The following is a 22783-nucleotide window of genomic DNA, read 5'->3' on the forward strand; positions in this document are numbered from 1 at the left end:
GCGCTGCTAATTTACTTCGTAATAACGCACTGGCTGCGCTTGTTCTTGCAGCGCATCTTCAATAACCGCTTCGTGTACATCGTCACTGTAGCCATCATGCTGTAACGGCTCGATACCTAAACGCTGAAACAGCAACTGATCCTTATCAGCCTCAGGATTAGGTGTGGTAAGCAGTCGTTCGCCATAAAAAATCGAATTTGCGCCAGCAAAGAAACACATGGCCTGCAACTCATCGCTCATTGTTTCGCGGCCCGCGCTTAGACGGACAAAAGAGGTTGGCATTAGGATCCGCGCGACGGCGATGGTGCGGACGAATTCAAAGGGATCGAGGTCATCGAGCTCGGCAAATGGCGTTCCCTTTACTTTTACCAGCATATTCACCGGTACACTTTCAGGGTGTTTTGGCAAGTTAGCTAGCTGCTGCAACAGTCCGGCGCGATCGGCGCGGCTTTCGCCCATACCGACAATACCACCAGCGCAAACTTTCATCCCAGCATCTCGCACATTGCTCAAGGTCTGCAGACGGTCATGGTAGGTTCGCGTACTAATAATCTCGCCGTAAAACTCTGGTGAGGTATCAAGATTATGGTTGTAATAGTCGAGGCCCGCTTGCTGCAACGCCTGTGCCTGCTCTGCTGATAACATGCCTAACGTCATGCAGGTTTCGAGGCCTAATTCTTTCACGCCTTTGATCATTTCGATGACGTAAGGCATATCGCGATCTTTCGGGTTACGCCAGGCCGCACCCATACAAAAACGACTGGCGCCCTGGGCTTTTGCTGCTTCCGCTTCACGCAATACCTTCTCGACGGCCATTAAGCGTTCACGATCGACGCCAGTGTGATAATGCGCACTTTGCGGACAGTATTTACAATCTTCGGGACAAGCACCGGTCTTGATAGACAACAAAGTACTGACTTGTACTTTGTTACTGTCAAAATGTTGTCGATGGACTTGTTGCGCTTTGAATAACAAATCATTCATTGGTAGCGCAAACAGCGCTTCAATTTCTTCCCGTTGCCAGTCATGGCGTAAATTAGCGGTTGTCATCGGTCTATCCCAATTGTTCAGTCGAGCTTTTACGGCAAATGAATTCTGCTCGAAGAGCATACCTTGATGAGGTAGACTGTCAACTTATTAAGCGATGATAAATTAACGACTGATTATTATTTATGCAATTATCCGATCTCGAATTTGACCGCAAGCATATCTGGCACCCGTACACGTCACTTCATGAGCCGCTCCCTGTCTATCCAGTTGCGAGCGCCTCCGGTTGTGAGATTCAACTAACTGATGGCAAACGCCTCGTCGATGGCATGTCTTCCTGGTGGGCGGCTATCCATGGTTATAATCATCCGCGCCTGAATGCCGCGCTGAACGAACAAGTCGCGCAAATGAGCCACGTGATGTTTGGCGGACTCACGCATCAACCTGCAGTGGAGCTCTGTCGACGCCTGTTACACCATGCGCCAGCCTCATTACAACACGTCTTTTTGGCGGACTCTGGCTCGGTCGCTGTTGAAGTCGCTATTAAAATGGCGGTGCAATACTGGGCTGCAAAAGGTCGCCCAGCAAAAAATCGTATGGCGACCGTGCGTGGTGGTTACCACGGCGATACCTTTGCCGCAATGTCGGTTTGCGATCCGGTCAACGGCATGCACACGCTCTTTCGTGGCAGTCTACGCGAGCAACTCTTTGCGCCGGTACCAACCATTACACCAGCGCAAACATGGCAACCTGAGGCGCTGCAACCACTACGGGAGTTGTTCGAGCGGCACCACCACGAGCTCGCCGGCTTTATTATTGAGCCAATTGTGCAAGGTGCTGGCGGCATGCGTTTCTATCACCCCGAATTCTTGCGCGGCGCCAAGGCCTTATGTGAAGAATACGAGCTTCTCCTCATTGCCGATGAAATTGCCACCGGATTCGGTCGCACCGGTCGTTGGTTTGCTTGTGAACACGCCGCGATAGAGCCCGACATTATGTGCCTCGGCAAAGCGCTTACCGGTGGTTATATGACGCAAGCCGCGGTGCTCGCCAGCGCCCAAGTTGGCAGCGCTATCAGTGCAGGACCAGCTGGCGGTACTTTTATGCATGGCCCGACGTTTATGGGCAATCCACTCGCTTGCGCAGTTGCTAACGCAAGCCTGTCATTGCTTGAAGAAGGGAACTGGCAACAGCAAGTCAATGCCATTCATACCCAACTTGAACGCGAACTCCGCCCCTTAGCTGACTTAACGAGCGTTGCTGATGTGAGATGTTTTGGTGCCATTGGCGTGGTAGAAATGCAGCAGCCAGTTGATGTGGCCGTTGTTCAACAAGCATTCGTCGAGGCTGGCGTATGGATTCGTCCCTTTGGCAAGCTCGTCTATTTAATGCCGCCATTCATTATCCAACCTGAGCAACTGACAAAATTAACCCAAGCCGTTAGTAATCTGGCTCAGCAGGCCGCGAAACGGTGATTTTCACTTGAGTCTTGGGCAAAGCAAGGTAACATAGACGCTCTTTTTTTAATTGGTGTCTACACGGAGTTTAAGACGTATGTCCTTCGCAACAGTTGTCGATGTATTAGCGGGTAAAATCGCTGTTGGTGAACAAACCACAGTCCGCGGTTGGGTACGCACCCGCCGTGACTCAAAAGCAGGTATTTCGTTCATCAATATTCATGACGGTTCATGCTTTGATCCTATTCAAGCCGTGGTGCCTAATGAACTCGACAATTATGACAGTGAAGTCTTAAAACTCACCACTGGTGCCAGCGTGGCGATTACCGGTACTGTGGCCGAATCCGCCGGTAAAGGCCAAGCTTTTGAACTGCAGGCAACCAAGGTAGAAGTCTACGGCTTCGTTGAAGACCCTGACACCTACCCGATGTCACCTAAACCACACTCAATGGAATATTTGCGCGAGTATGCTCACCTGCGTCCGCGTACCAATGTTACCGGCGCGGTGATGCGTGTGCGCAACTGTCTCTCGCAGGCGTTACATCGCTTCTTTCACGAGCGCGGCTATATGTGGGTTGCCACACCGATCCTTACCGCCTCAGACGCTGAAGGCGCGGGCGAGATGTTTCGCGTTTCGACCTTGGATATGATGAACTTGCCACGTGATGAGCAAGGCAGTATCGATTACAGTAAGGACTTCTTTGGCAAAGAATCTTTTCTTACCGTTTCCGGTCAGTTGAACGTCGAGACTTATGCGTGTGCACTTTCCAAAGTTTATACCTTCGGCCCTACTTTCCGCGCTGAGAACTCGAACACCAGTCGCCACTTGGCTGAGTTCTGGATGGTTGAACCGGAATTGGCCTTCGCTGACTTAAATGACATCGCCTATCTTGCCGAAGATATGCTCAAGTATTGCATCAATGCCGTGTTAACCGAACGCGCTGACGATATGGCGTTCTTCCAGCAGCGGATTGACAAAAACGTTCTGGAACGCCTCAACCACGTGGTTAGCAACAAGTTCGTCCATATGGACTACACGGATGCCGTGGAGATCCTGCAAAACTGCGGGAAGAAGTTTGAATACCCTGTCGAATGGGGTACGGACTTGCAATCAGAGCATGAGCGCTATCTTGCCGAAGAACACGTCGGTGCGCCGATTGTCCTGAAGAACTACCCGAAAGGCATCAAAGCTTTCTATATGCGGCAAAACGATGACGGTAAAACCGTCGCAGCGATGGATATTCTCGCCCCTGGCATCGGTGAAATCATCGGCGGCAGCGCGCGTGAAGAGCGCTTAGACAAACTTGATACGCGCATGGAAGAAATGGGCTTGCCGGTTGAACACTACGGTTGGTACCGCGACCTGCGTCGTTACGGTACCGTGCCGCATGCTGGATTTGGTTTGGGCTTCGAACGCTTAGTAACCTATGTGACCGGCATGACCAATATTCGCGATGTGATTCCGTTCCCACGGGCGCCGAAAAACCTCGAATTTTAACAGGCCATTAGCCATCGCTGAATTTGTCAGCGATGGCTTTCTCCGGCTTGATGGGAGTTGGTACAGCCGGTGTACCAACATATAAAAAGCCGACAATCGTATCTTCCGATTTGGCATCTAATGCCGCCTGCACCGATGCATCCTCAGCAAACCAACCCGTCCGCCATATTGCTCCCAACCCTTGGGCAAAAGCAGCTTGTTGCAGCAGTAATGTCGCACAAGCGGCACTTGCGAATTGTTCGTCGCGAGGCACCTTTTCATGCGCTTGGTAGTCGAGTAGACAGGCGATGACCATGGGTGCCCGCAAAGGCATCTGACTTGCTTGGATGCAAGCCTCCTCGCTCAGCCCCTTCGCTTGCGCGGCGGCTTGAAAGATGCTGCCTAAACGCTGGCGCTGCTCGCCTTGAAACACCACGAATCGATACGGCATCAACGCCATATGATCAGGTGCGCGCCCCGCGGCTTTTTGCATCACGGCAAATTGTTCCGCTGTCGGACCTGGCTCGATCAGACGCGGCATAGATGAGCGAGTCGTTAAGAGTTCTAAAGCTTGCATAAATAGGATTCACTTCCTCAAAGCATCAATCTGCCAGTAGCTTAGCAAAGGATCATGCTCTGTTACATTGTCAGGCTAGTTTATTTCATTAATGTTCAGTATTCTTCATCATTAACTAAATTAAGTGCAAGTAAAGGTGCTGAACACATGAGTGGTATCGCAAACGTCTTTAAGAAGCTTCTCGGACTGATCAATGGGATCCGTAAGGTTCTTTTAAATGTCATCTTTTTCCTTCTTCTGTTCTTCGTCGTAGCGATTCTCGTTGCTGATGATGAACCTATTATGGTGCCCGAAAACGGCGTTCTCGTAGTCAAATTGAACGGTACCTTGGTCGAAGAGGAAACCTGGGTTGACCCCATGGATCGTTTCTTCAACGATGCCTTAGGTTCACCAAGTACACCACCGGAAACGCTGCTTAGTTCAGTGGTCGAAAGTATCGACCGTGCCGCAAACGATCAGCGTATTAGCGGTATCTACCTGGACTTAAGTCGTTTCGCTGGTGGCGGTTTGAATAAGATGGAGCAAGTTGCCGAAGCCTTACTGCGCTTCCGTGAATCAGGTAAGCCTGTCTACAGCTACGCGGATTATTACACGCAATCACAGTATTACCTCGCTGCGCATGCCGATGGTATTTACCTTAATCCATTGGGAGCGATGATGTTTGAAGGCATGGGCGGCTACCGCTTGTACTTCAAAGATCTACTCGAGAAACTCAAAGTCAGCACTCATGTATTCAAAGTTGGCGCCTACAAATCAGCCGTCGAGCCCTACACCCGCAACGATATGTCTGAGCAAGCGCGTGAAGCGAACGCCGAGCTGTATGACGCATTGTGGCAGACCTTTGTTGGCCGTATAGAACAGCAACGCACGATTGATCCTCGTCTGCTCAGTGGCACCATTGATGACTTCCAAGCGATGCTAGCTGAGAATAACGAGGACATGGCACAAGTTGCACTCAACGGCGGTCTCGTCGATGAGTTGCTGACGCGCGAGGCCTTCCGTAGCCAGATGATCAATTTAACTGGGCTAGATGAAGACGAGAAAAGCTGGCGCCGTATCAATCATGAAAACTATCTCGAAGCCAAAGCGATGCAACTTGAACTGGCTACAGAGCAAGAAGCAAGTGCCAACGAAATCGCGGTGGTTGTTGCCCGTGGCGTCATTGTTGACGGATACCAAAAGCCTGGTGGTGTGGGTGGCGATTCGACCGCTGAGTTACTTCGCCGCGCCCGTTTAAATGACAATACGAAGGCAGTGGTGCTGCGCATCGATAGTCCTGGTGGTAGTGGTTTTGCCTCTGAAGTGATTCGCCAGGAAGTCCTCGAATTACAAGCTGCTGGTATTCCTGTCATCGCCTCGATGTCATCGGTTGCCGCCTCGGGTGGTTACTGGATCGCTGCAAGCGCCGACCAAATTTGGGCAACGCCAACCACCATCACTGGTTCTATCGGCGTTTTTGGTATGTTCTTTACCATTGAAGACTCGCTTGCTCACATTGGCGTCTATAACGATGGTTATCACACCACCGAAATGCCGGTGATGGATATTACCCGCCCACTACCTGAAGAGGCTAAAGTGGTCGTACAAAGCTCGATTGAGAAATTCTATCGTGACTTTGTCAGTATGGTAGCCGACAGTCGTGGCATGACGTATGAGCAAGTCCATGAGGTTGCTCAGGGTCGCGTTTGGACCGGAACGAAAGCCCAAGAGCTCGGTTTGGTTGATAACCTTGGTGACCTCGATGCCGCCATCGATGCCGCTGCGCAGGTCGCCAACCTTGACGACTATCAGGTGGTCAGCGTTGAACCTGAATTAAGCGCACGTGAGCGCTTCTTGCGCGACTTCTTTGGTCAGGCCGAAGTTTTCTTGCCTGTCACCACGACTCCACGTACCATCGACCCGATTAAACAACAGCTGCAAGGTGTGTGGAGTGAAGTGCAGATGGTCTCCAAGTTTAATGACCCGCAAGGCGTCTACTTGTTATGTGAGCTCTGCCCATTGCCTTAGACTTGCCATAATTGGGTTTGAATGAGACATGACACAACAACGTAAGCGCATTTATGTCGCCTACACTGGCGGTACCATAGGTATGCAAAAATCGGCGCAGGGCTATGTTCCTGCGCCGGGCTTTTTAACCGCCTGCGTAAACAAAATGCCAGAGTTCTTCCGTGCCGAAATGCCGCTATTTGATATCCATGAGTATCACCCGCTTATGGATTCGTCTGATATGTCGCCGGAGGACTGGCAGCGCATTGCTGATGATATTCAGGCAAACTACGCCGACTATGATGGCTTCGTGATTCTCCATGGTACCGACACCATGGCCTACACTGCATCAGCACTATCCTTTATGTTTGAGAACCTCGGCAAACCGGTGATTATTACCGGTTCACAAATCCCGCTGGCAGAACTTCGCTCCGATGGGCAAACCAATTTGTTGAATGCCCTCTATATCGCGGCAAATTATCCCATTCACGAAGTTGGATTGTTCTTTAACAACCGTTTGTATCGTGGCAATCGCGCCACGAAAGCCGATGCCAACGGCTTTAATGCCTTCGAGTCACCCAATTTCCGTCCGCTCCTCGAAGCCGGTATTCAAATCAGCGTCAAAGCTGGCACGGTCAAACCACTCGATACGACTCCATTGCGAGTAGCACCCGTGACACCGCAAGCCATCGGGGTACTCACACTTTATCCAGGAATATCACCGGTGCTATTTGACCACTTGCTGCAACAACCGGTGAAAGCCTTGATTATGCAAAGCTACGGCGTTGGCAATGCACCGCAAAACCGTGAACTGTTGGCCAGTTTGGAACGTGGTGTGAACGCTGGGGTTACCGTGCTCAACTGTACCCAATGCTTTAAAGGTAAGGTCAACATGGAAGGCTATGCAACGGGCAACGCCTTGGCTGAGATCGGCGTCATTAGCGGTTACGATATGACCATTGAAGCGGCGTTGACTAAGTTACATTATTTGCTGTCGCAAAATCTACCACAAGCAGAGCTTGAACGCTGCTTGCAGACTGATCTACGCGGTGAACTTTCCGCGTAAGTCAGTTATGCTATCTGCTTAACACTTAAAACAACAACGATAAGAATAAACTATGGCTGCAACCTCTCCAGCATTCTCTTCACGTATCGGCTTCATTCTTGCGGCGGCAGGTTCAGCCGTTGGCGTCGGCAATATTTGGGGCTTTCCTACGCAAGCTGCAAGCAATGGCGGTGGTGCCTTTTTACTCGTCTATTTAGTGATGATCCTCGCCCTAGCCTACCCCATGCTGGTGGCGGAACTTACTATTGGGCGTTTACGTCAGCAGAATCCGATTGAAGCCTTGCGGAATCTGAGCGAGCGCCGCGGTTGGCGCTTTTTTGGCGCCTTTACCGGTATCGTTGCATTGATCGTGCTGTCGCTGATTTTGAGCTTTTACGCTATCGTCTCAGGCTGGCTATTAGCCTTTATGTTTGCGCCTGCTGCTGAATTAGCCGGCTTTCCTGCTGCGGCTGAGTGGTTAACCGCCTTTAGTGTCGAGCGCAACCTCATCATGATGGCGCTGTTTTTATTACTCACCATTCATGTAGTACGCTCCGGTGTGACCGAGGGTATCGAGCGTTGGTCGAGCCGGCTTATGCCATTACTGTTCGTTCTATTGGTGGCAATGGTGATTTATATCCTGACCCTTCCAGGAGCGACCGACGGCTTAAAAATGTATCTTACACCGGACTTTTCGCGGGTGTTTGACCCTAATTTGATTATTCGTGCCATGGGCCAAGCTTTCTTCTCGCTTTCCATTGGTGCTGCTTGCATGATGACCTATGGCGCCTATCTGTCTAAACAAGAGAACCTGCCTCGTACCGCAGGCTGGGTAGCAGGTCTTGATACCTCGGTTGCCTTTTTGGCGGGCTTACTCATTCTACCGGCGATGTTCGCCGCACAAGAACTAGGTGTTGTCATTTATGATGACGCGGGCGCTTTACTATCATCCGATACGCTGGTCTTCGCAGTGCTTCCGGCAATGTTTGACTCGATGGGAAGTGCTGGCCTTTGGGTTGCCTTTGCCTTTTTCGCCTTAATGGTCATTGCGGCGATTACCTCATCGATTTCGATGCTTGAAGCCCCCGTCAACGCTTTACGCGAAGAAACCGGTCAACCACGTTCTCAAATGGCTTGGCTTGTTGGCCTCAGTATTGGTGCCATTTCGGCGCTGATTATTCTGAAGTTTAATACTTTGTTTGGTCTCGTAATTACAGTGACGACCGTCTACATGCAGCCGCTCTTGGGTCTTACCTTTGGTGTTATGCTGACTTGGGTCTTACGCCAAAACTATTTGCTAAAAGCCTTGCAAGAAGGCGCCCCAGACATCCAGAAGTCATGGTTCTGGAAAATCTGGCCATGGTACGTGAAGTTCGTTTGCCCAGTACTGATTTTACTGGTGATTTGGCGCGGCTAAATAACTAATAATTGCATTAGTTCGGTCACGGACGTTTTACAAAAGCGTTCGTGATCGCCGCATAACTCCTCTATTTGCGCCACTCGCGCTGCCGGAAAGCGCGTCGCTAAATTCGCACTGAACTTCTTCTCTAAAACTGGGATCCCCTCTTTGCGACGTTGACGATGTCCAATCGGATAGTGCACGGCAACTTGCTCGGTCTGTGTGCCGTCTTTAAAAAACACTTGCAGGGCATTGGCAATCGAACGCTTATCACGGTTTAGATAATCTTCACTGTAAGAGCTATCTTCGACCACCTCCATGCGTTCACGCAGCGCATCAATTTCCGGATGTGCCTGATGAAAACTATCCTCGTAATGGTCGGCAGTTAACTCACCAAACAACAATGGCACCGCAACCATGTATTGCAAACAATGGTCGCGATCTGCCGGATTCGCCAGCTTCCCTTGTTTCGAAATAATACGAATTGCCGACTCATGGGTAGTGATCACAATTTTATCGATCGCATCGATACGGTCTTGTACCTCAGGATGGAGCGTCATTGCAGCCTCACAGGCGGTTTGGGCATGAAATTCAGCAGGGAAAGAAAGCTTAAAGAGAATGTTCTCCATGACATAACTACTGTAGTCTTGCGGCACACTAAAGCGCCATTTTTCCTGGGGCTTTAATTGCTGGTCCTTATTGGTTTTATTGAAAGAAACCTCATAGAATCCCCATTGCTGAGCTGATAACGCACTAGGGATCCCCATTTCGTCACGCATGGCAATATCGGCGAGGCGCACCGCACGACTGGTCGCATCCCCTGCCGCCCACGATTTTCGCGAACCGGCATTCGGTGCATGGCGGTAGGTACGCAAAGCCTGCCCGTCCACCCACGCATGGGAAATGGCTGCTAACAGTTGTTCACGAGTGCCGCCCATAAGCCAGGTAGCCACGGCGGTCGAAGCCACTTTCACCAGAACCACATGGTCAAGGCCCACGCGATTAAAGCTATTCTCCAGGGCAAGTATTCCCTGTATTTCATGGGCCTTAATCATTGCTTCAAGGACCGTTTTCATCCGCAAGGCGGGCTTACCAACGGCCTCACGCTGCTGCGAGATAAAGTCGCAAAGGGCTAAAATAGCGCCTAAATTATCGGAAGGATGCCCCCATTCAGCCGCAAGCCAAGTGTCGTTGTAATCAAGCCAGCGCACGCAACAGCCAATATCCCAAGCCGCTTTGACTGGATCAAGCACATGCGAAGTGCCTGGCACACGGGCCCCATGTGGCACCTGAGTCCCTGTCACGAGCGGCCCCAGATGCTTCGTACATTCTGGATAACGGAGGGCTAGCAAGCCGCAGCCTAGGGTATCCATAAAGCAATGACGTGCGGTTTGCCAAGCGGTCTCGCTATCGATCTGAGCATATAATACATAGTCAGCGATAGCCTGAATTTCGGCATCATAATCAGGACGATCGGTTCGATCAAAAGTGGATCCCATAGCGTTCCTCCTGCTCTTTCCGTTACGAAATATCATGGTAGATAAAAAAACGCTCGGGACCAATTAAGAGTCCCGAGCCTAGGGGAATGGCTCAAGGGATTGAGCCGTGCGCTAACTCGATAAAATTCGAAGGTAAGATTCAGTGTAGACAACAAAAAAAACTTTGCTAAATTTTTTTGCGATCTTTGCACACTTTTTTGTAATTAAATCGACTGCGGCGTGACACGCTTGAAGAGTTCGAAGAAATTCTGCGTTGTTTGGGCCGCCACTTCTGCCAACGTGAGACCTTTGATATCGGCGACACATTTGGCTACATCTGCAACATAAGCGGGCTGGTTTTGTTTGCCACGATGCGGTACTGGCGCTAACCATGGACTATCTGTCTCAATCAACAACTTGTCCAACGGTAGTTTTTTAACCACGTCGCGTAACTCACTGGCATTGCGAAAACTGGCAATACCGGAAATTGAGATAAAGAAATCAAGATCATCAATGGCTTGGCGCGCCATTTCGTACGATTCAGTAAAGCAATGCAACACTCCACCACATCGCTCTGCATGGCCATCGCGCAGCAGTCCGAGGGTGTCGTCACGTGCATCGCGGGTATGAATAATAAGCGGTTTATCGACTGCGTTTGCGAGTTCAATGTGATAAGCAAAGCTCTCTTGCTGAACCTGTTTACTATCGGGATCGTAAAAATAATCAAGTCCGGTCTCACCGACCGCAACCACCTCTTCTTCGCGGACATACGCAGCTAACTGATCTTTGATCAAAGCATGTTTGGCGATATATAGAGGATGCACACCACAGGAAATGGCGACTTGAGGAAAGCGCGCGACGAGCTCACGCATGCTTGGAAAATCTTCGAGCGTCACACCGATACAGAGCATTTGCTGCACGCCAGCCTGTTTCGCGTTGCTTAAAACCTGCTCTATGGAACCGTCGAACTCATCGAGTTTTAATTTATCGAGATGACAGTGTGAATCTATAAACACAGCGACTCCTTAACGGTGTGTTGGATTTACATGGTCGCCGTTGGTGCGCTCGACTCCCCTAAATGCCCAAGCAGGGTTTCAATACGGTTACGCAAGTGCGATTTATCTTCAGTAAATTGCACGCCGACCCCGCGTTGGTCTGCGCGACCCGGGCGTAACGGCGCTAACCAAACGACTTTGCCTTTGACCAGAGTTTCCTCTGAATCACCTGGCAATTGTACCAACAACGCCATCTCGTCACCAATAGCATAGGGTTCATCGGTAGCCACAAAAATGGCCCCACCTTTGATGAAGGGCATATACAAGCGACGCAGTTGTTCTTCTGATTTTAAATGAATTCGCTTTGCAGCCATGGCTAGAGCCACCTCATCCAGAGTTCTTGTAATAATAGTGGGCCATTTAGACCGCTCTGTTCATTGGTTTGCTGTCGGATACCATAACATAATTGTAACCAAGAACTTAAATCTGTCACGTTATAATTCTTATTACGTAAAAATTGTTGCTGCGCTGGGCGTTGCTCTGGCATCAGTAAATCTTGATCGGCGAGGCCTTGCTGCACCCGAATTAGCTCTTGTAGCCATTGTTCAGTCGCTAGTAACCACTCCTGAAAGTCGGTTTTGCTGACACTTGGCAAAGGCGCATCAGTAAGCACTGCCGTACTCAACTCTGCGACATAATCGCGCGGGTAGTCACCACTTTTGGCCCACTCTAATAGCGCTAAAGGCCGTTGTCGATAGCGTTGACAGGCACGTAACTCAGCTTCACTGAGAACACGGCCAAGCTTTTGTGCAAGCCATTGCTCGATTTCTGCAACCGCCGGGATATTCATCCGTAATAGCTGCATACGACTGCGCAAGGTTGGTAGCAGCCGTTCAATGCGCTCTGGTGTGACAATAAAATAGGTATCGCGGGTCGGCTCTTCGAGTGTTTTTAATAACGCATTGGCCGCCGTTACGCTGAGCTTTTCGGCATCTTGCAGCCATACTACTTTGGCCCCGGCCTGATTGGGAGTGTGTTGCAATTTAGCTAGCAGCTCACGAACTTGATCAACACTAATCGCCCGTCCTTCATTGCTGCCGACCGCATAAAAGTCTGGGTGATTGCCCGCTTTATGCAACAAGCAACTCTTGCACTGACCACACGCACGCTTCTGTGGCTGGGTGCAGAGTAATAACTTGATCCACTCCTCGACAAAGGCTGCGCTGCCCAGGTCGAGCTGCCACGGCACACAATAGGCATGCGCTAGTTTGCCTTGTTGTTGCTCGCGCACAACTTGTTGCCAATTCTCCCTTAACCACGGCAGACTCACGCTCTATCCCCTTCCATAGGCAAATAATTCGGCTTCTAACGCATTGATCAGCGCTTGATGCACATCAGCCATCGGCTGGTCGGCGGCAATGACTTTAATGCCGCGTTCTTGTTCAGCGATTTCGAGATAGCGCGCCCGCGTGCGTTGGAAAAATGCCATTGCTTCTTGTTCAATACGGTCCAACTCGCCTCGCGCTCGCGCGCGTTCGAGGCCAATTTCCGGGTCAAGATCAAGTAACAAAGTAAGATCCGGTGAAAAATCACCCAAGACAAGCTGCTTCAACGCTTGCAGTTTGGCGTCACCAAGCTGCCGGCCTCCCCCTTGGTAAGCCCGTGAAGATAAATCATGACGATCAGCAATCACCCATTTGCCGGCAGCTAACGCTGGGCGAATCACGTTGTGTACCAGTTGCGCGCGGCTTGCATACATCAACAATAGCTCTGTTTCTGCAGTGACCTCTTCTTGCCATTGCTTTTTAACTAAGTCACGCAAGGCTTCTGCCAACGGAGTACCACCTGGCTCTCGTACCGTTAGGGTCGGTATACTTTTTGCCTGTAAATGGCTTACCAGGCTCGCAATCGCGGAACTTTTACCAGCGCCTTCTAAGCCTTCCACTACAATAAACTTGCCCTGCATGGGTTAATTCATCCCTCGTTGATAGCGATTTACGGCTCTATTATGTTCTTCGAGCGTACGCGAGAAAACGTGTCCACCCGACCCGTCGGCAACAAAGTAAAAATACTCTGTTGTTGCCGGATGTGCTGCTGCTCGAAGACTTGCCAAGCTTGGCATAGCAATGGGTGTCGGCGGCAAGCCATCGATACGATAGGTGTTAAACGGTGTACTTTCGCGCAAATGTGCACGGGTCAAATTACCGTCGAAATCTTTAATCCCGTAAATGGTGGTTGGGTCTGACTGTAGCCGCATACCAGTACGCAAACGATTAACAAAGACCGAGCTTACCACGTCGCGCTCACCACTCAGCCCCGTCTCTTTTTCGATAATAGACGCCATGATAAGCAACTCATAGGGCTCTGTATAGGGCAAGTCCAGTGCACGATCCTGCCAAACGCTTTGTAAACGCTCTTGCTGCGTGGCGTAGGCCTTACGTAGAATTTCAAGTGCGGGCGTAGCGGCAAAGAAATGATAGGTATCAGGTGCTAGCAGCCCCTCTAAACTCTTAACCGCGGAAGCGCCTGCAATGGCTTCGCCTAAGTTTTCAGGCGCTAAATCGATAGGCTTAAGGTAATCATGGGACTGTAGCAAGCTCAGCCATTGCGATAAGGTCTGTCCCTCAACTAGGGTTACCGCAAATTGATGTTGCCGCCCTGCCGCTAACTGCTGCCAAAACTGCGTTAACGTTTGTCCAGGCTGTAATTGGTATACTCCAGCTTGCAGATGTTGTGGATTAGCCCACACGCGGCTGGCAAGATAACTCACATCACTGGAATGATGCCAAAGGCCCTGTTGCTGAAGTTTTTGCAGTACGCTCTTCGCATGCATCCCACTCATCACTTCGAACAGCACCGGTTGCTCGGTCACCTGCAAAGGTGTGTCAACGAGCCGCTGACTCCAATAGGCGCCGATAAGCACCAATAATGTGGCCAGGATAACCATGGTTACACTGCCGATGAGTAAGAATCGTTTTAGCTTTCCCACCAAGATGTTAGCGCCTTAGGAAGTTGTTGCTCGGGTAACCTATGGTCGCCGATTTGCGCTAGTGGACGCAAGCCCAAAACACTATTAGTTACGAAGGCTTGGTCAATATTGGTAAGACATGATAACGGCAGATGAGAGACCTGCGTACTGCCAAGCGCCTGACTCGCCAATAATTGCTGACGCACAACACCTGCGACCCCTGCGTGTTCAAGTCCAGGCGTGTGCCACGCGCCGTCAATGCGCAAAAATAGATTACTTGAAGTTGCCTCGATGAGGTTTCCTGCACTATCGCAGACCACCAACTCATCTACTGCACGCTGTTGGCGCTCGCGACTTAACATCACCTGCTCTAAACGGTTCAAGGTTTTCAAGCCAGCAAAGAAAGGAGAACGCGCCAGGGTAAACTCAGCAACAGCGCAGGTAAGTGGCTCTTGCTTACGTTCCGGAAGTTCGGCAGCGGTCACATACCAATTCGCTTTGATAGCATCGGAAAAACCGTAACCACGCGCACTATCGCCACGGGTGATAATTATTTTTATAACCGCATTGGGTGCTTCTATTTGTTCGAGACATGCGAGGACTTCACTTTCGTTTGGCAACTGCATTGCCAACCGGTAGCTCGCTTCTTGGAGTCGCTGCCAGTGGGCTGACCACCAGCGTAATTGGCCCTGTTCACGTGTTAACGTGGTGAAGTGACCATCGCCAAATTGCAAACCGCGATCAAGTTGCGTCGAGGTAAGTTTATTTCCGTTGCACCACATGGGAGGAGTGTTTTATCGCAGCCAGATACAAAAAAGGCGGAATTTTCATTCCGCCCTTTGCAACCTGTTAGCTTAGTCGTTTGCGTGATTGGTCACGTAATCGATAGCCGCTTGAACGGTTTTAATTTTCTCGGCTTCTTCGTCTGGAATTTCAGTTTCGAATTCTTCTTCCAGCGCCATCACCAATTCAACAGTATCAAGTGAATCTGCACCAAGGTCGTTTTCAAAAGAAGCTTCAGGTTTTACTTCTTCTTCTTTTACGCCCAACTGTTCAATGATGATTTTCTTTACGCGTTCTTCAATAGTACTCATTGTTACAATGTCCCTTCATTTAGGTATCGAGTTCAAATTTGCGCTTAGTGTAGTGAATGCGGCGGCATTAATAAAGGAAAAAATGCCCAAATGCCTAGAGGTCATACCCCTTGCCGCGCTCTTCACTTACACCATGGCGAGACCACCGTTCACATGGATAGTTTCGCCAGTGATATAGGCTGCTCCAGCTGATGCCAGGAAAACCACGGTTGCCGCAATTTCTTCTGGCTGCCCCAGTCGGGCTGCTGGAATATTAGCAAAGATTGCCTGTTTTTGGTCTTCGGTCAAGGCTTTGGTCATATCCGTATCGATAAAACCAGGTGCGACACAATTCACGGTGATGCCGCGCCCCGCAACTTCCTGTGCGAGAGCTTTACTAAAACCAACTAAACCAGCCTTTGCTGCACAGTAGTTAGTCTGCCCAGGGTTACCGGTAGTTCCCACCACCGAAGAAATATTAATAATACGGCCAAAACGACGCTTCATCATACCGCGTAAGACGGCCTTACTCAGACGATAGACCGACTTAAGATTGGTGTCCAATACAGCATCCCAGTCGTCGTCTTTCAAACGCATTAAGAGATTATCTTTGGTGATACCGGCGTTGTTTACCAAGATATCAAGTTGACCGTATTTTTCATCGATGGCTTTCAGTGTTTCGGCAACGCTATCAGCGTCGGTCACGTCGAGCTGCCGACCTTCGCCATGTTCGCCTAAATAGGCAGAAATTGCAGCTGCACCTGAATCACTCGTGGCGGTGCCGATTACTTTGACTCCTTGAGCCGCGAGTTGTTCGGCGATAGCTTTACCAATGCCACGGCTGGCACCCGTGACAAGTGCGACTTGTCCTTGCATTGTCGTTGTCATTCTTGCACCTTTTGAATACTTTCAACTGTATTGACCGCATCGCTCTGCAAAGCTTTATCGATGCGCTTCGTGAGGCCACTGAGCACTTTGCCTGGACCAATTTCATAAAGTTCTGTTACGCCCTGCTCGGCGAGCTGCTGTACTGTTTCAGTCCAACGTACGGGCGAGTATAGCTGGCGCACCAGTGCATCGCGAATGGCATCCGCTTCACGCTCGACCTTCACATCGACGTTGTTCACCACGGGCACATTTGGCGTACGCAGGGTAATTTTACCCAGTTCAACCGCTAATTTTTCCGCTGCCGGTTGCATCAGTGCACAATGCGACGGCACACTCACCGGCAACGGCAACGCGCGCTTAGCGCCTGCTTCTTTACAAGCTTCACCGGCACGCTCCACCGCTTCAGCGTGGCCAGCAATCACCACCTGCCCCGGTGAATTGAAGTTTACAGCGCTTACCACTTGGTCACCGGCGGCGGCTGCACATGCCTCTTCCACCCGCGCATCATCTAAACCAATAATCGCGGCCATGGCGCCTACACCGGCAGGCACTGCTTCTTGCATCAACTCACCACGCTTGGCAACCAGCTGAATTGCATCCGCAAAATCCATTGCACCACTGCACACCAGTGCCGAATACTCACCTAAACTGTGTCCCGCCATCCATTCGGGCGCGGCTACGCCTTGCGCTTCAAGCACTCGATAAATCGCAACACTGGCAGCGAGCAAGGCTGGCTGGGTGCGCTGCGTCTCATTTAACTTTTCTGCTGGCCCCTCTTGCACGAGTTGCCATAAGTCATAACCTAGGGCGTCGCTCGCTTGCGCAAACGTCTCTTCAATTAACGGATATTCAGCTGCTAAATCAGCCAACATTCCCACGCTTTGAGAGCCTTGCCCTGGGAAAATAAATGCGCGCATAATTCGATCCTTGCTAATAATTAATAAGTGCAGACCCCCAGGCAAATCCTCCGCCGAAGGCCTCCAATAATAAGTTTTGTCCGCGTTTAATACGCCCGTCGCGAATCGCCACATCAAGTGCAATGGGGACCGATGCCGCCGACGTATTGCCAGTGTCCTCGAGCGTTGTAATGACCTGCGACATTGGCATTTTCAATTTTTTCGCCGTAGCCTTGATGATGCGTAAATTCGCCTGGTGAGGCACCAACCAATCAAGGTCTTCAGCCGACATAGCATTGGCCGCCAAGGTCTCGCTCACCAATTCGCTCAACTTACTCACGGCAACTTTAAACACTTCGTTGCCCTTCATGTACATCCACGCTTCACTTAGCGCTTCGGCGCTTTCATCGCTATGGCGCTGGACATGGTTCACACCCAATAGATCAGCAAATTCACCTGCACTGTAAAGGTGTGTCGATAAGATACCTGGTTGCGGACTGGCTTGCAGCACCGCGGCTCCAGCTCCATCCCCAAACAGAATAATGGTATTGCGATCATCCGGTCGACACAAGCGCGAGAGCACATCGGTACCAATAACCAAGACGTTTTTGTAGGTACCGCTACGGATGTACTGATCAGCCACACTCATGGCGAATAGAAAGCCTGAGCATGCTGCAGCAACATCAAATGCGGGAATATTTTGTTCGGTAAGTGCGGCTTGTATTTCACAGGCAACACTTGGGAAAGCGCGATCATTCGACGTGGTCGCCACCACAATGAGGTCAATTGCGTCAATCGCTAGATTCGCGGCTTCGAGTGCCCGACGGGCAGCAACCACGCCCATGGTGACAGCATTTTCACTGGCACTCGCAATGTGACGTTGATGAATACCCGTGCGTTCGACAATCCATTCATGACTGGTTTCGACACGTTGCTCAAGCATAGCATTGGTCAGACACTGCGCCGGTAAGTAATGGCCAGTCCCTGCAATTCTTGCAAACATAAGAACCTTATTCTTGCTCTAAGAGAACTTTTTCCACCTGATCACGAATACGTGTCGGGAGGTCCTGCTGCGTCTCTTCCACGGCTTGCGTTATGGCACTTAAAAATGCCTTAGCATTGGCGTCACCGTGACTTTTAATGACAACGCCTCGCAATCCTATCAAACTTGCACCATTGTAGTGGTCGGGCTTCAACCAGTCCCACGAACGTTGCAGACGATGATAGAATAATTTTACAAACCAACGAGTAAGCCAATGTGCGTTGATATTGGCACGAATATTGTTGAGCAGGAGTTCAGCAAGTCCTTCACAGCTTTTCAGTGCAATGTTACCGACAAAACCGTCACAAACGATCACATCTGCTTTGTCAGCGAACAGGTCATCCCCTTCAATAAAACCGATATAATTGATCGAACTCGACTGCTGAAACAGTTGTGCGGTGGATTTCACCACATCATTGCCTTTAATGTCTTCTTCACCCATGTTCAAAAGTGCAACGCGCGGGTTTTCAATACCTAAAACCTCGCGAGCGGCAACGGCACCCATGATGCCGAATTGAAACAAGGTATCTGAATCGCAAACCGGGTTAGCGCCTAGGTCGAGTAAGAATGCACTCTTCCCCGAGGCTTGCGGGATCGCGGACATTAATGCTGGGCGCAATACGCCAGGCAGAGTTTTTAAGGAAAAATACGCTTTGGTCATCAACGCACCGGTGTTCCCGGCACTGATGCAGGCGGCAGCTTGTTCGTCGGCAATCAGTTCTAGCGCAACGCGCATCGAAGAGTCAGGTTTTGCACGCAGCGAATAACCCGGCTTATCCGACATCGTGACCGTTTGACTGGCATGTTGCAGCCTGACGCGTTGGTGTTCAAGAAGGTTTTTTGCTTGTAAGAGAGGTTTGAGCTCGGCTTCGTCGCCGACCACAATAAAATGGTGTTGGGGGAATAGTTTTAACGCATCGTGCAATGCGTCAATAACAATAGAGGGGCCATGATCGCCCCCCATTGCATCAAGTACCAGTGTCAGTGCGGCCATGCCTCACTACCGTTGCTGGCTTACTTGTTTACGACTTTACGGCCTTTATAGAAACCGTCAGCTGTTACGTGGTGACGACGATGCGTTTCACCAGAGGTAGAGTCAACCGACAGTGTAGGGCCGCTCAGTGCATCGTGAGAACGACGCATGTCGCGCTTCGAACGACTTTTCCGATTCTGTTGTACAGCCATTTACGCTATCTCCTAAGTTTATTTACGCTTTAATTCTTGCAATACAGCGAAAGGATTTTCCTTGTCACTCGGAGCGTCATCAATTTCGCCCCATTGCATTGCATTACTATCTACCCGACATTCGCGCTCGTCGTGTTTGACCACTACAGGCATCGCCAATATCAGCTCATCTTCAATAATTCGATGCAGTTGGATCTCACCAAGCTCATCTAATTCAATGGCTTCGTAATCACTCGGCATATCGGTGGCCGTTTGGCGCTTGGTCACCGGCGCATAAACAAAGTTACTTACCAGTGTCACGTCCATCGGCTCCCCACAGCGCTCGCAAGCGACCGTGACTGAGACCGTAGCGTGCCCTTTCATATGCTTGATGTTTTGCGCATCTTGATCGAACTCTAGTTCCGCATCAACATCTGCACAGGGCTCTACCAAAAGCTCTTGTAAACGTGTCATCGACTTACCTGGGACTAAGCCCACGTAACTCAATTGTTTACCGGCACTTTTGACCGGATCGACCGAAATAGGAATACGAACCTTCTGCATAGGGCGCGAATGTTAAAGGATTCAGCGTCCGAAAACAAGTGGTTTTCAGCTTTTTATCAAGGGATTCACGCCCCATTTTCGCAGCATTTCTAGCAGTCGTATCAGTGGTAAGCCAATAAGCGTATTCGGATCATCTCCCGACAGGCGTTCAAACAAACTAATGCCGAGCCCCTCACTTTTAAAACTTCCCGCACAGTTGAGCGGCTGCTCTAGCGCCACATAACCTTGGATCTCTTCATCGGTTAAGTCGCGAAAGTGTACGTCAAAGGGCTCCACGCAGCTCTGTACGCGTTGTTGCTCACTATCGAATACGGCGAGGCCGGTATAGAAGGTTACCACTTTACCGCGCGCTGCCTGCAGTTGCTTAACGGCATTCTCCGTCGTGCCCGGCTTACCCAGAATCACCCCGTCAACCACTGCAACTTGATCCGAGCCAATCAGGAAATGTTCCGGATAGGCTGCTGCCAACGCCTTTGCTTTGGCGATGGCTAACCGCTCAACCAGTGCCGGAGCAGCTTCGTTCGCTTGTGCCGTCTCGTCGGTGTGCGGTGCCGCACAAATGAAATCTGGAATTACTTTTTCAAGCAGCATGCGTCGATAAGGCGACGTCGACGCCAATACGAGTTTACTCAAACCCTGCTCCTTTGCTCGTCTTACTCTTAATACCTTGCTGTAAAAATGAGTCCAACTGTGACCAATCACTGAGCACAGCCCGTGGCTCACAAGTTAATAATAGCTCAGCAGAATGTGCACCAAAGTCAACTCCGAGTGCGTCAACACCCGCAGCTTGCGCCATTCTTAAATCGTGCATCGAATCACCAATCATCAGCGTTGCGCTTTGTGCTACGCCCGTATGGGTCATAATTTCATGCAACATATGCGGATCAGGCTTAGAACGACTCTCATCGGCACAACGAGTAATGGTGAAGAGGTCGGTTAACTCACTCTCTTGCAATACGCGGTCGAGCCCTCGGCGCGCTTTACCGGTAGCAACAGCGAGTTGGTAACCCTGGGCAGACAGTTTATTGAGCATTTCGCGCACCCCTGCAAACAACGGTGTCGGCGTCGTATCGAGCTCTACATATTGCGCACGATAGGTCTCGAGAAAGAGCTCATACTGGGGCGCTGGTAGCTTGCCAAACAGACGACCGATCGCCGGCTCTAAACTAAGACCAATGATATCGCGCACCGCAGCGGCCTGCGGCACAGGTAGATGTAACGCTGTTGCCGTCGCTTGCATCGATGAAACGATGCGCCCGATGGAATCCATCAGGGTGCCGTCCCAATCGAAGATCAGCAATTCATAGGGTTTTGTCACCGTTAGGCTCCGAGTTTACTTAGGGCTTTTTCTGCGCCACCAAGTGCGTGCAACGTCTTTTGCAATACCGCGTCTATCGGTGCATTAACCGTGATGGTCTTGCCGGTCTGCGGATGTTGAAAACGCAACTGGTGAGCATGCAGGAACAAACGGTTCAAACCAAGCTCTTGCATAACACTGTCAAACACCCGGTCACCGTATTTATCATCGCAGGCAATAGGATGCCCAGCGTGCAGCGCATGGACACGGATTTGGTGCGTGCGTCCGGTTATCGGTGACGCCTCGACCAAACTACACTGCGCAAATGACTGCAGCACGCGAAAACGTGTCTCGGACGCCTTCCCCGCGGCATCCACGCGCACCACCCGCTCACCCGACTTTAAGGTGTTCTTCTGTAGTGGTGCTGCGATGAGTTTTACATGCGGCTGCCATTGTCCACGTACCAATGCCAAGTAGCGTTTATCCATGGTCTTCAAGCGCAGTTGTTCATGCAAAGAGCGCAGCGCCGAACGGCGTTTTGACACTAAAATACAACCACTGGTTTCACGGTCAAGCCGATGCACTAACTCAAGGTGTTTGGCGTCGGGACGTAGCGCCCGCAAACTTTCAATGAGGCCAAACTGCAAACCTGAACCACCATGCACGGCAAGACCAGCGGGCTTGTTTAGCACCATCAGTAAATCGTCTTCGTACAGAACTTGTTGATTCAAGGCTTGCACTTGTTCGAGGTTCGCGGAAGGCAGCGGATTGCGCTCGGCGACACGCACGGGTGGGATTCGCACCTCATCACCGGCACGCAAACGATAGTCAGGCTTCGCCCGCTTTTTATTTACGCGTACCTCGCCTTTGCGCAAAATCCGATACACCAATGACTTAGGCACACCTTTTAACTGCGCAAGCAAAAAGTTATCAATGCGCTGCTCGGCATAATCGGCTTCGATCGTCACCAAACGCACTTTGTGTTGAATTGTATTATCGGAGGTCTCTTTCATAGGCGCTATATTAACATTTTGATTTTCGCCTGACTGCTCTTTTTGCTTACTTTAATTTAGCTTGTACTGTAGTTGGGTTTCGTGGGATAATGACGCTTCCGGCAAAAGCCGCACCGGAGTCTAGCGTAAATTGTAAGCGGTTCGCGAGCTGATAACAGCCTAGTACGCGAGAGAACAAACAAAAATTAGTTGTGGCTTGGCGCCAAGCTATTCATAGCGACACAACCTCCACTTCACGATACAAAGAGTGCAAGACACTGCTTTGAGATCCTGATGGCATGGAACTAAACGAGACCAAGCCACGTCATGTTAACGCATATTTGCGACAACACGGTACGAACACAAGCGTATTTCGGCTTGGTGACCAATTGCGTACCTCACGTGAGAGCTAAAGAGCACCACGGGAGGTGTCATTCTACGCTGCGATAGCGCGATGGCAGTCTACAAAACAATCTCGAAATAGCGATGGCGAAGGCG

24 protein-coding genes are annotated in these 22783 nt (G+C 50.5%); 5 read left to right on the forward strand and 19 right to left on the reverse strand.

Annotation, left to right across the window (positions count from 1 at the left end; all coding sequences use genetic code 11):
* Positions 1–6: 6 nt before the first annotated feature.
* On the reverse strand, positions 7–1050 hold the full coding sequence (gene bioB, locus CWE21_RS01905; RefSeq protein WP_126832605.1) for a biotin synthase BioB: 1044 nt from the start codon (positions 1048–1050) through the stop codon (positions 7–9).
* A gap of 122 nt (positions 1051–1172) precedes the next feature.
* Here bioB and bioA point away from each other — a divergent pair, with 122 nt between their 5' ends.
* Both bioA and asnS read left to right on the forward strand, forming a co-directional pair.
* Positions 1173–2462, forward strand: coding sequence for an adenosylmethionine--8-amino-7-oxononanoate transaminase (gene bioA, locus CWE21_RS01910; RefSeq protein ID WP_126832607.1), 1290 nt, complete (start codon positions 1173–1175; stop codon positions 2460–2462).
* A gap of 79 nt (positions 2463–2541) precedes the next feature.
* Positions 2542–3942: an asparagine--tRNA ligase gene (gene asnS, locus CWE21_RS01915; protein WP_126832609.1), complete on the forward strand. Its 1401-nt coding sequence runs from the start codon at positions 2542–2544 to the stop codon at positions 3940–3942.
* Positions 3943–3949: 7 nt separating this feature from the next.
* Here asnS and CWE21_RS01920 read toward each other — a convergent pair whose 3' ends face one another.
* On the reverse strand, positions 3950–4498 hold the full coding sequence (locus tag CWE21_RS01920) for a nitroreductase family protein (RefSeq protein WP_126832611.1): 549 nt from the start codon (positions 4496–4498) through the stop codon (positions 3950–3952).
* Between the two features lie 147 nt (positions 4499–4645).
* Here CWE21_RS01920 and sppA point away from each other — a divergent pair, with 147 nt between their 5' ends.
* From sppA to CWE21_RS01935, 3 genes are read left to right on the forward strand one after another with little or no spacing between them, the layout of a single operon-like run.
* A complete protein-coding gene (sppA, locus tag CWE21_RS01925) occupies positions 4646–6505 on the forward strand; it encodes a signal peptide peptidase SppA (protein WP_198675040.1) in 1860 nt (619 codons plus the stop codon).
* 28 nt (positions 6506–6533) lie between these two features.
* The gene (gene ansA, locus CWE21_RS01930) at positions 6534–7550 is read left to right on the forward strand and encodes an asparaginase (protein WP_126832613.1); all 1017 of its coding nucleotides are present in this window, start codon (positions 6534–6536) and stop codon (positions 7548–7550) included.
* Positions 7551–7602: 52 nt separating this feature from the next.
* Positions 7603–8946 (forward strand): sodium-dependent transporter, encoded by a 1344-nt coding sequence (locus tag CWE21_RS01935; RefSeq protein WP_126832615.1) that lies wholly within the window; start codon positions 7603–7605, stop codon positions 8944–8946.
* Here CWE21_RS01935 and CWE21_RS01940 read toward each other — a convergent pair.
* The 17 genes from CWE21_RS01940 to rluC form a co-directional block, all read right to left on the reverse strand.
* On the reverse strand, positions 8943–10427 hold the full coding sequence (locus CWE21_RS01940; RefSeq protein ID WP_126832617.1) for a bifunctional 2-methylcitrate dehydratase/aconitate hydratase: 1485 nt from the start codon (positions 10425–10427) through the stop codon (positions 8943–8945). The genes CWE21_RS01935 and CWE21_RS01940 overlap by 4 nt on opposite strands.
* Positions 10428–10630: 203 nt before the next feature.
* A complete protein-coding gene (locus tag CWE21_RS01945) occupies positions 10631–11422 on the reverse strand; it encodes a TatD family hydrolase (RefSeq protein ID WP_126832619.1) in 792 nt (263 codons plus the stop codon).
* 26 nt (positions 11423–11448) lie between these two features.
* Positions 11449–11775, reverse strand: coding sequence for a PilZ domain-containing protein (locus CWE21_RS01950; protein ID WP_126832621.1), 327 nt, complete (start codon positions 11773–11775; stop codon positions 11449–11451).
* Positions 11776–11777: 2 nt separating this feature from the next.
* A complete protein-coding gene (locus tag CWE21_RS01955; protein ID WP_126832623.1) occupies positions 11778–12731 on the reverse strand; it encodes a hypothetical protein in 954 nt (317 codons plus the stop codon).
* 3 nt (positions 12732–12734) lie between these two features.
* Positions 12735–13367: a dTMP kinase gene (tmk, locus tag CWE21_RS01960; RefSeq protein ID WP_126832625.1), complete on the reverse strand. Its 633-nt coding sequence runs from the start codon at positions 13365–13367 to the stop codon at positions 12735–12737.
* A gap of 3 nt (positions 13368–13370) precedes the next feature.
* Complete coding sequence (gene mltG / locus CWE21_RS01965; protein WP_126832626.1) at positions 13371–14390, reverse strand: endolytic transglycosylase MltG; 1020 nt, start codon at positions 14388–14390, stop codon at positions 13371–13373.
* Positions 14378–15151, reverse strand: a complete 774-nt coding sequence (pabC, locus tag CWE21_RS01970) for an aminodeoxychorismate lyase (RefSeq protein WP_126832628.1) — start codon at positions 15149–15151, stop codon at positions 14378–14380. Before pabC ends, mltG begins: the two co-directional genes overlap by 13 nt.
* 72 nt (positions 15152–15223) lie before the next feature.
* Positions 15224–15463: an acyl carrier protein gene (acpP, locus tag CWE21_RS01975; RefSeq protein WP_026862150.1), complete on the reverse strand. Its 240-nt coding sequence runs from the start codon at positions 15461–15463 to the stop codon at positions 15224–15226.
* Between the two features lie 126 nt (positions 15464–15589).
* The gene (gene fabG, locus CWE21_RS01980; RefSeq protein ID WP_126832630.1) at positions 15590–16330 is read right to left on the reverse strand and encodes a 3-oxoacyl-ACP reductase FabG; all 741 of its coding nucleotides are present in this window, start codon (positions 16328–16330) and stop codon (positions 15590–15592) included.
* Positions 16327–17247, reverse strand: a complete 921-nt coding sequence (gene fabD, locus CWE21_RS01985) for an ACP S-malonyltransferase (RefSeq protein WP_126832632.1) — start codon at positions 17245–17247, stop codon at positions 16327–16329. Before fabD ends, fabG begins: the two co-directional genes overlap by 4 nt.
* Positions 17248–17260: 13 nt before the next feature.
* A complete protein-coding gene (locus tag CWE21_RS01990; RefSeq protein ID WP_126832633.1) occupies positions 17261–18229 on the reverse strand; it encodes a beta-ketoacyl-ACP synthase III in 969 nt (322 codons plus the stop codon).
* Between the two features lie 7 nt (positions 18230–18236).
* On the reverse strand, positions 18237–19262 hold the full coding sequence (gene plsX, locus CWE21_RS01995) for a phosphate acyltransferase PlsX (RefSeq protein WP_126832635.1): 1026 nt from the start codon (positions 19260–19262) through the stop codon (positions 18237–18239).
* A gap of 20 nt (positions 19263–19282) precedes the next feature.
* Entirely contained in the window at positions 19283–19453 is a 171-nt protein-coding gene (gene rpmF, locus CWE21_RS02000) for a 50S ribosomal protein L32 (protein ID WP_034729259.1), read from the reverse strand.
* 18 nt (positions 19454–19471) lie between these two features.
* The gene (gene yceD, locus CWE21_RS02005; RefSeq protein WP_126832637.1) at positions 19472–19996 is read right to left on the reverse strand and encodes a 23S rRNA accumulation protein YceD; all 525 of its coding nucleotides are present in this window, start codon (positions 19994–19996) and stop codon (positions 19472–19474) included.
* Between the two features lie 45 nt (positions 19997–20041).
* Positions 20042–20629, reverse strand: a complete 588-nt coding sequence (locus CWE21_RS02010) for a Maf family protein (protein ID WP_126832639.1) — start codon at positions 20627–20629, stop codon at positions 20042–20044.
* Positions 20622–21314 carry an HAD-IA family hydrolase gene (locus CWE21_RS02015; RefSeq protein ID WP_241970195.1) on the reverse strand — a complete coding sequence of 231 codons (693 nt, stop codon included), beginning with the start codon at positions 21312–21314 and terminating at the stop codon, positions 20622–20624. The genes CWE21_RS02010 and CWE21_RS02015 overlap by 8 nt, the downstream gene beginning before the upstream one ends.
* Before the next feature lie 2 nt (positions 21315–21316).
* Positions 21317–22306, reverse strand: coding sequence for a 23S rRNA pseudouridine(955/2504/2580) synthase RluC (gene rluC / locus CWE21_RS02020; RefSeq protein ID WP_126832641.1), 990 nt, complete (start codon positions 22304–22306; stop codon positions 21317–21319).
* Between the last annotated feature and the right edge of the window lie 477 nt (positions 22307–22783).

The sequence above is a fragment of the Pseudidiomarina aquimaris genome (genome assembly GCF_003987395.1).
GTDB lineage: Bacteria > Pseudomonadota > Gammaproteobacteria > Enterobacterales > Alteromonadaceae > Pseudidiomarina > Pseudidiomarina aquimaris.

Excerpts from the sequence above, each read along its gene's own strand:
- bioB (WP_126832605.1), bottom strand. The coding sequence starts at position 1,050 with ATGACAACCGCTAATTTACGCCATGACTGGCAACGGGAAGAAATTGAA.
- bioA (WP_126832607.1), top strand. The coding sequence starts at position 1,173 with ATGCAATTATCCGATCTCGAATTTGACCGCAAGCATATCTGGCACCCG.
- asnS (WP_126832609.1), top strand. The coding sequence starts at position 2,542 with ATGTCCTTCGCAACAGTTGTCGATGTATTAGCGGGTAAAATCGCTGTT.
- CWE21_RS01920 (WP_126832611.1), bottom strand. The coding sequence starts at position 4,498 with ATGCAAGCTTTAGAACTCTTAACGACTCGCTCATCTATGCCGCGTCTG.
- sppA (WP_198675040.1), top strand. The coding sequence starts at position 4,646 with ATGAGTGGTATCGCAAACGTCTTTAAGAAGCTTCTCGGACTGATCAAT.
- ansA (WP_126832613.1), top strand. The coding sequence starts at position 6,534 with ATGACACAACAACGTAAGCGCATTTATGTCGCCTACACTGGCGGTACC.
- CWE21_RS01935 (WP_126832615.1), top strand. The coding sequence starts at position 7,603 with ATGGCTGCAACCTCTCCAGCATTCTCTTCACGTATCGGCTTCATTCTT.
- CWE21_RS01940 (WP_126832617.1), bottom strand. The coding sequence starts at position 10,427 with ATGGGATCCACTTTTGATCGAACCGATCGTCCTGATTATGATGCCGAA.
- CWE21_RS01950 (WP_126832621.1), bottom strand. The coding sequence starts at position 11,775 with ATGGCTGCAAAGCGAATTCATTTAAAATCAGAAGAACAACTGCGTCGC.
- tmk (WP_126832625.1), bottom strand. The coding sequence starts at position 13,367 with ATGCAGGGCAAGTTTATTGTAGTGGAAGGCTTAGAAGGCGCTGGTAAA.
- pabC (WP_126832628.1), bottom strand. The coding sequence starts at position 15,151 with ATGTGGTGCAACGGAAATAAACTTACCTCGACGCAACTTGATCGCGGT.
- acpP (WP_026862150.1), bottom strand. The coding sequence starts at position 15,463 with ATGAGTACTATTGAAGAACGCGTAAAGAAAATCATCATTGAACAGTTG.
- fabG (WP_126832630.1), bottom strand. The coding sequence starts at position 16,330 with ATGACAACGACAATGCAAGGACAAGTCGCACTTGTCACGGGTGCCAGC.
- fabD (WP_126832632.1), bottom strand. The coding sequence starts at position 17,247 with ATGCGCGCATTTATTTTCCCAGGGCAAGGCTCTCAAAGCGTGGGAATG.
- CWE21_RS01990 (WP_126832633.1), bottom strand. The coding sequence starts at position 18,229 with ATGTTTGCAAGAATTGCAGGGACTGGCCATTACTTACCGGCGCAGTGT.
- plsX (WP_126832635.1), bottom strand. The coding sequence starts at position 19,262 with ATGGCCGCACTGACACTGGTACTTGATGCAATGGGGGGCGATCATGGC.
- rpmF (WP_034729259.1), bottom strand. The coding sequence starts at position 19,453 with ATGGCTGTACAACAGAATCGGAAAAGTCGTTCGAAGCGCGACATGCGT.
- yceD (WP_126832637.1), bottom strand. The coding sequence starts at position 19,996 with ATGCAGAAGGTTCGTATTCCTATTTCGGTCGATCCGGTCAAAAGTGCC.
- rluC (WP_126832641.1), bottom strand. The coding sequence starts at position 22,306 with ATGAAAGAGACCTCCGATAATACAATTCAACACAAAGTGCGTTTGGTG.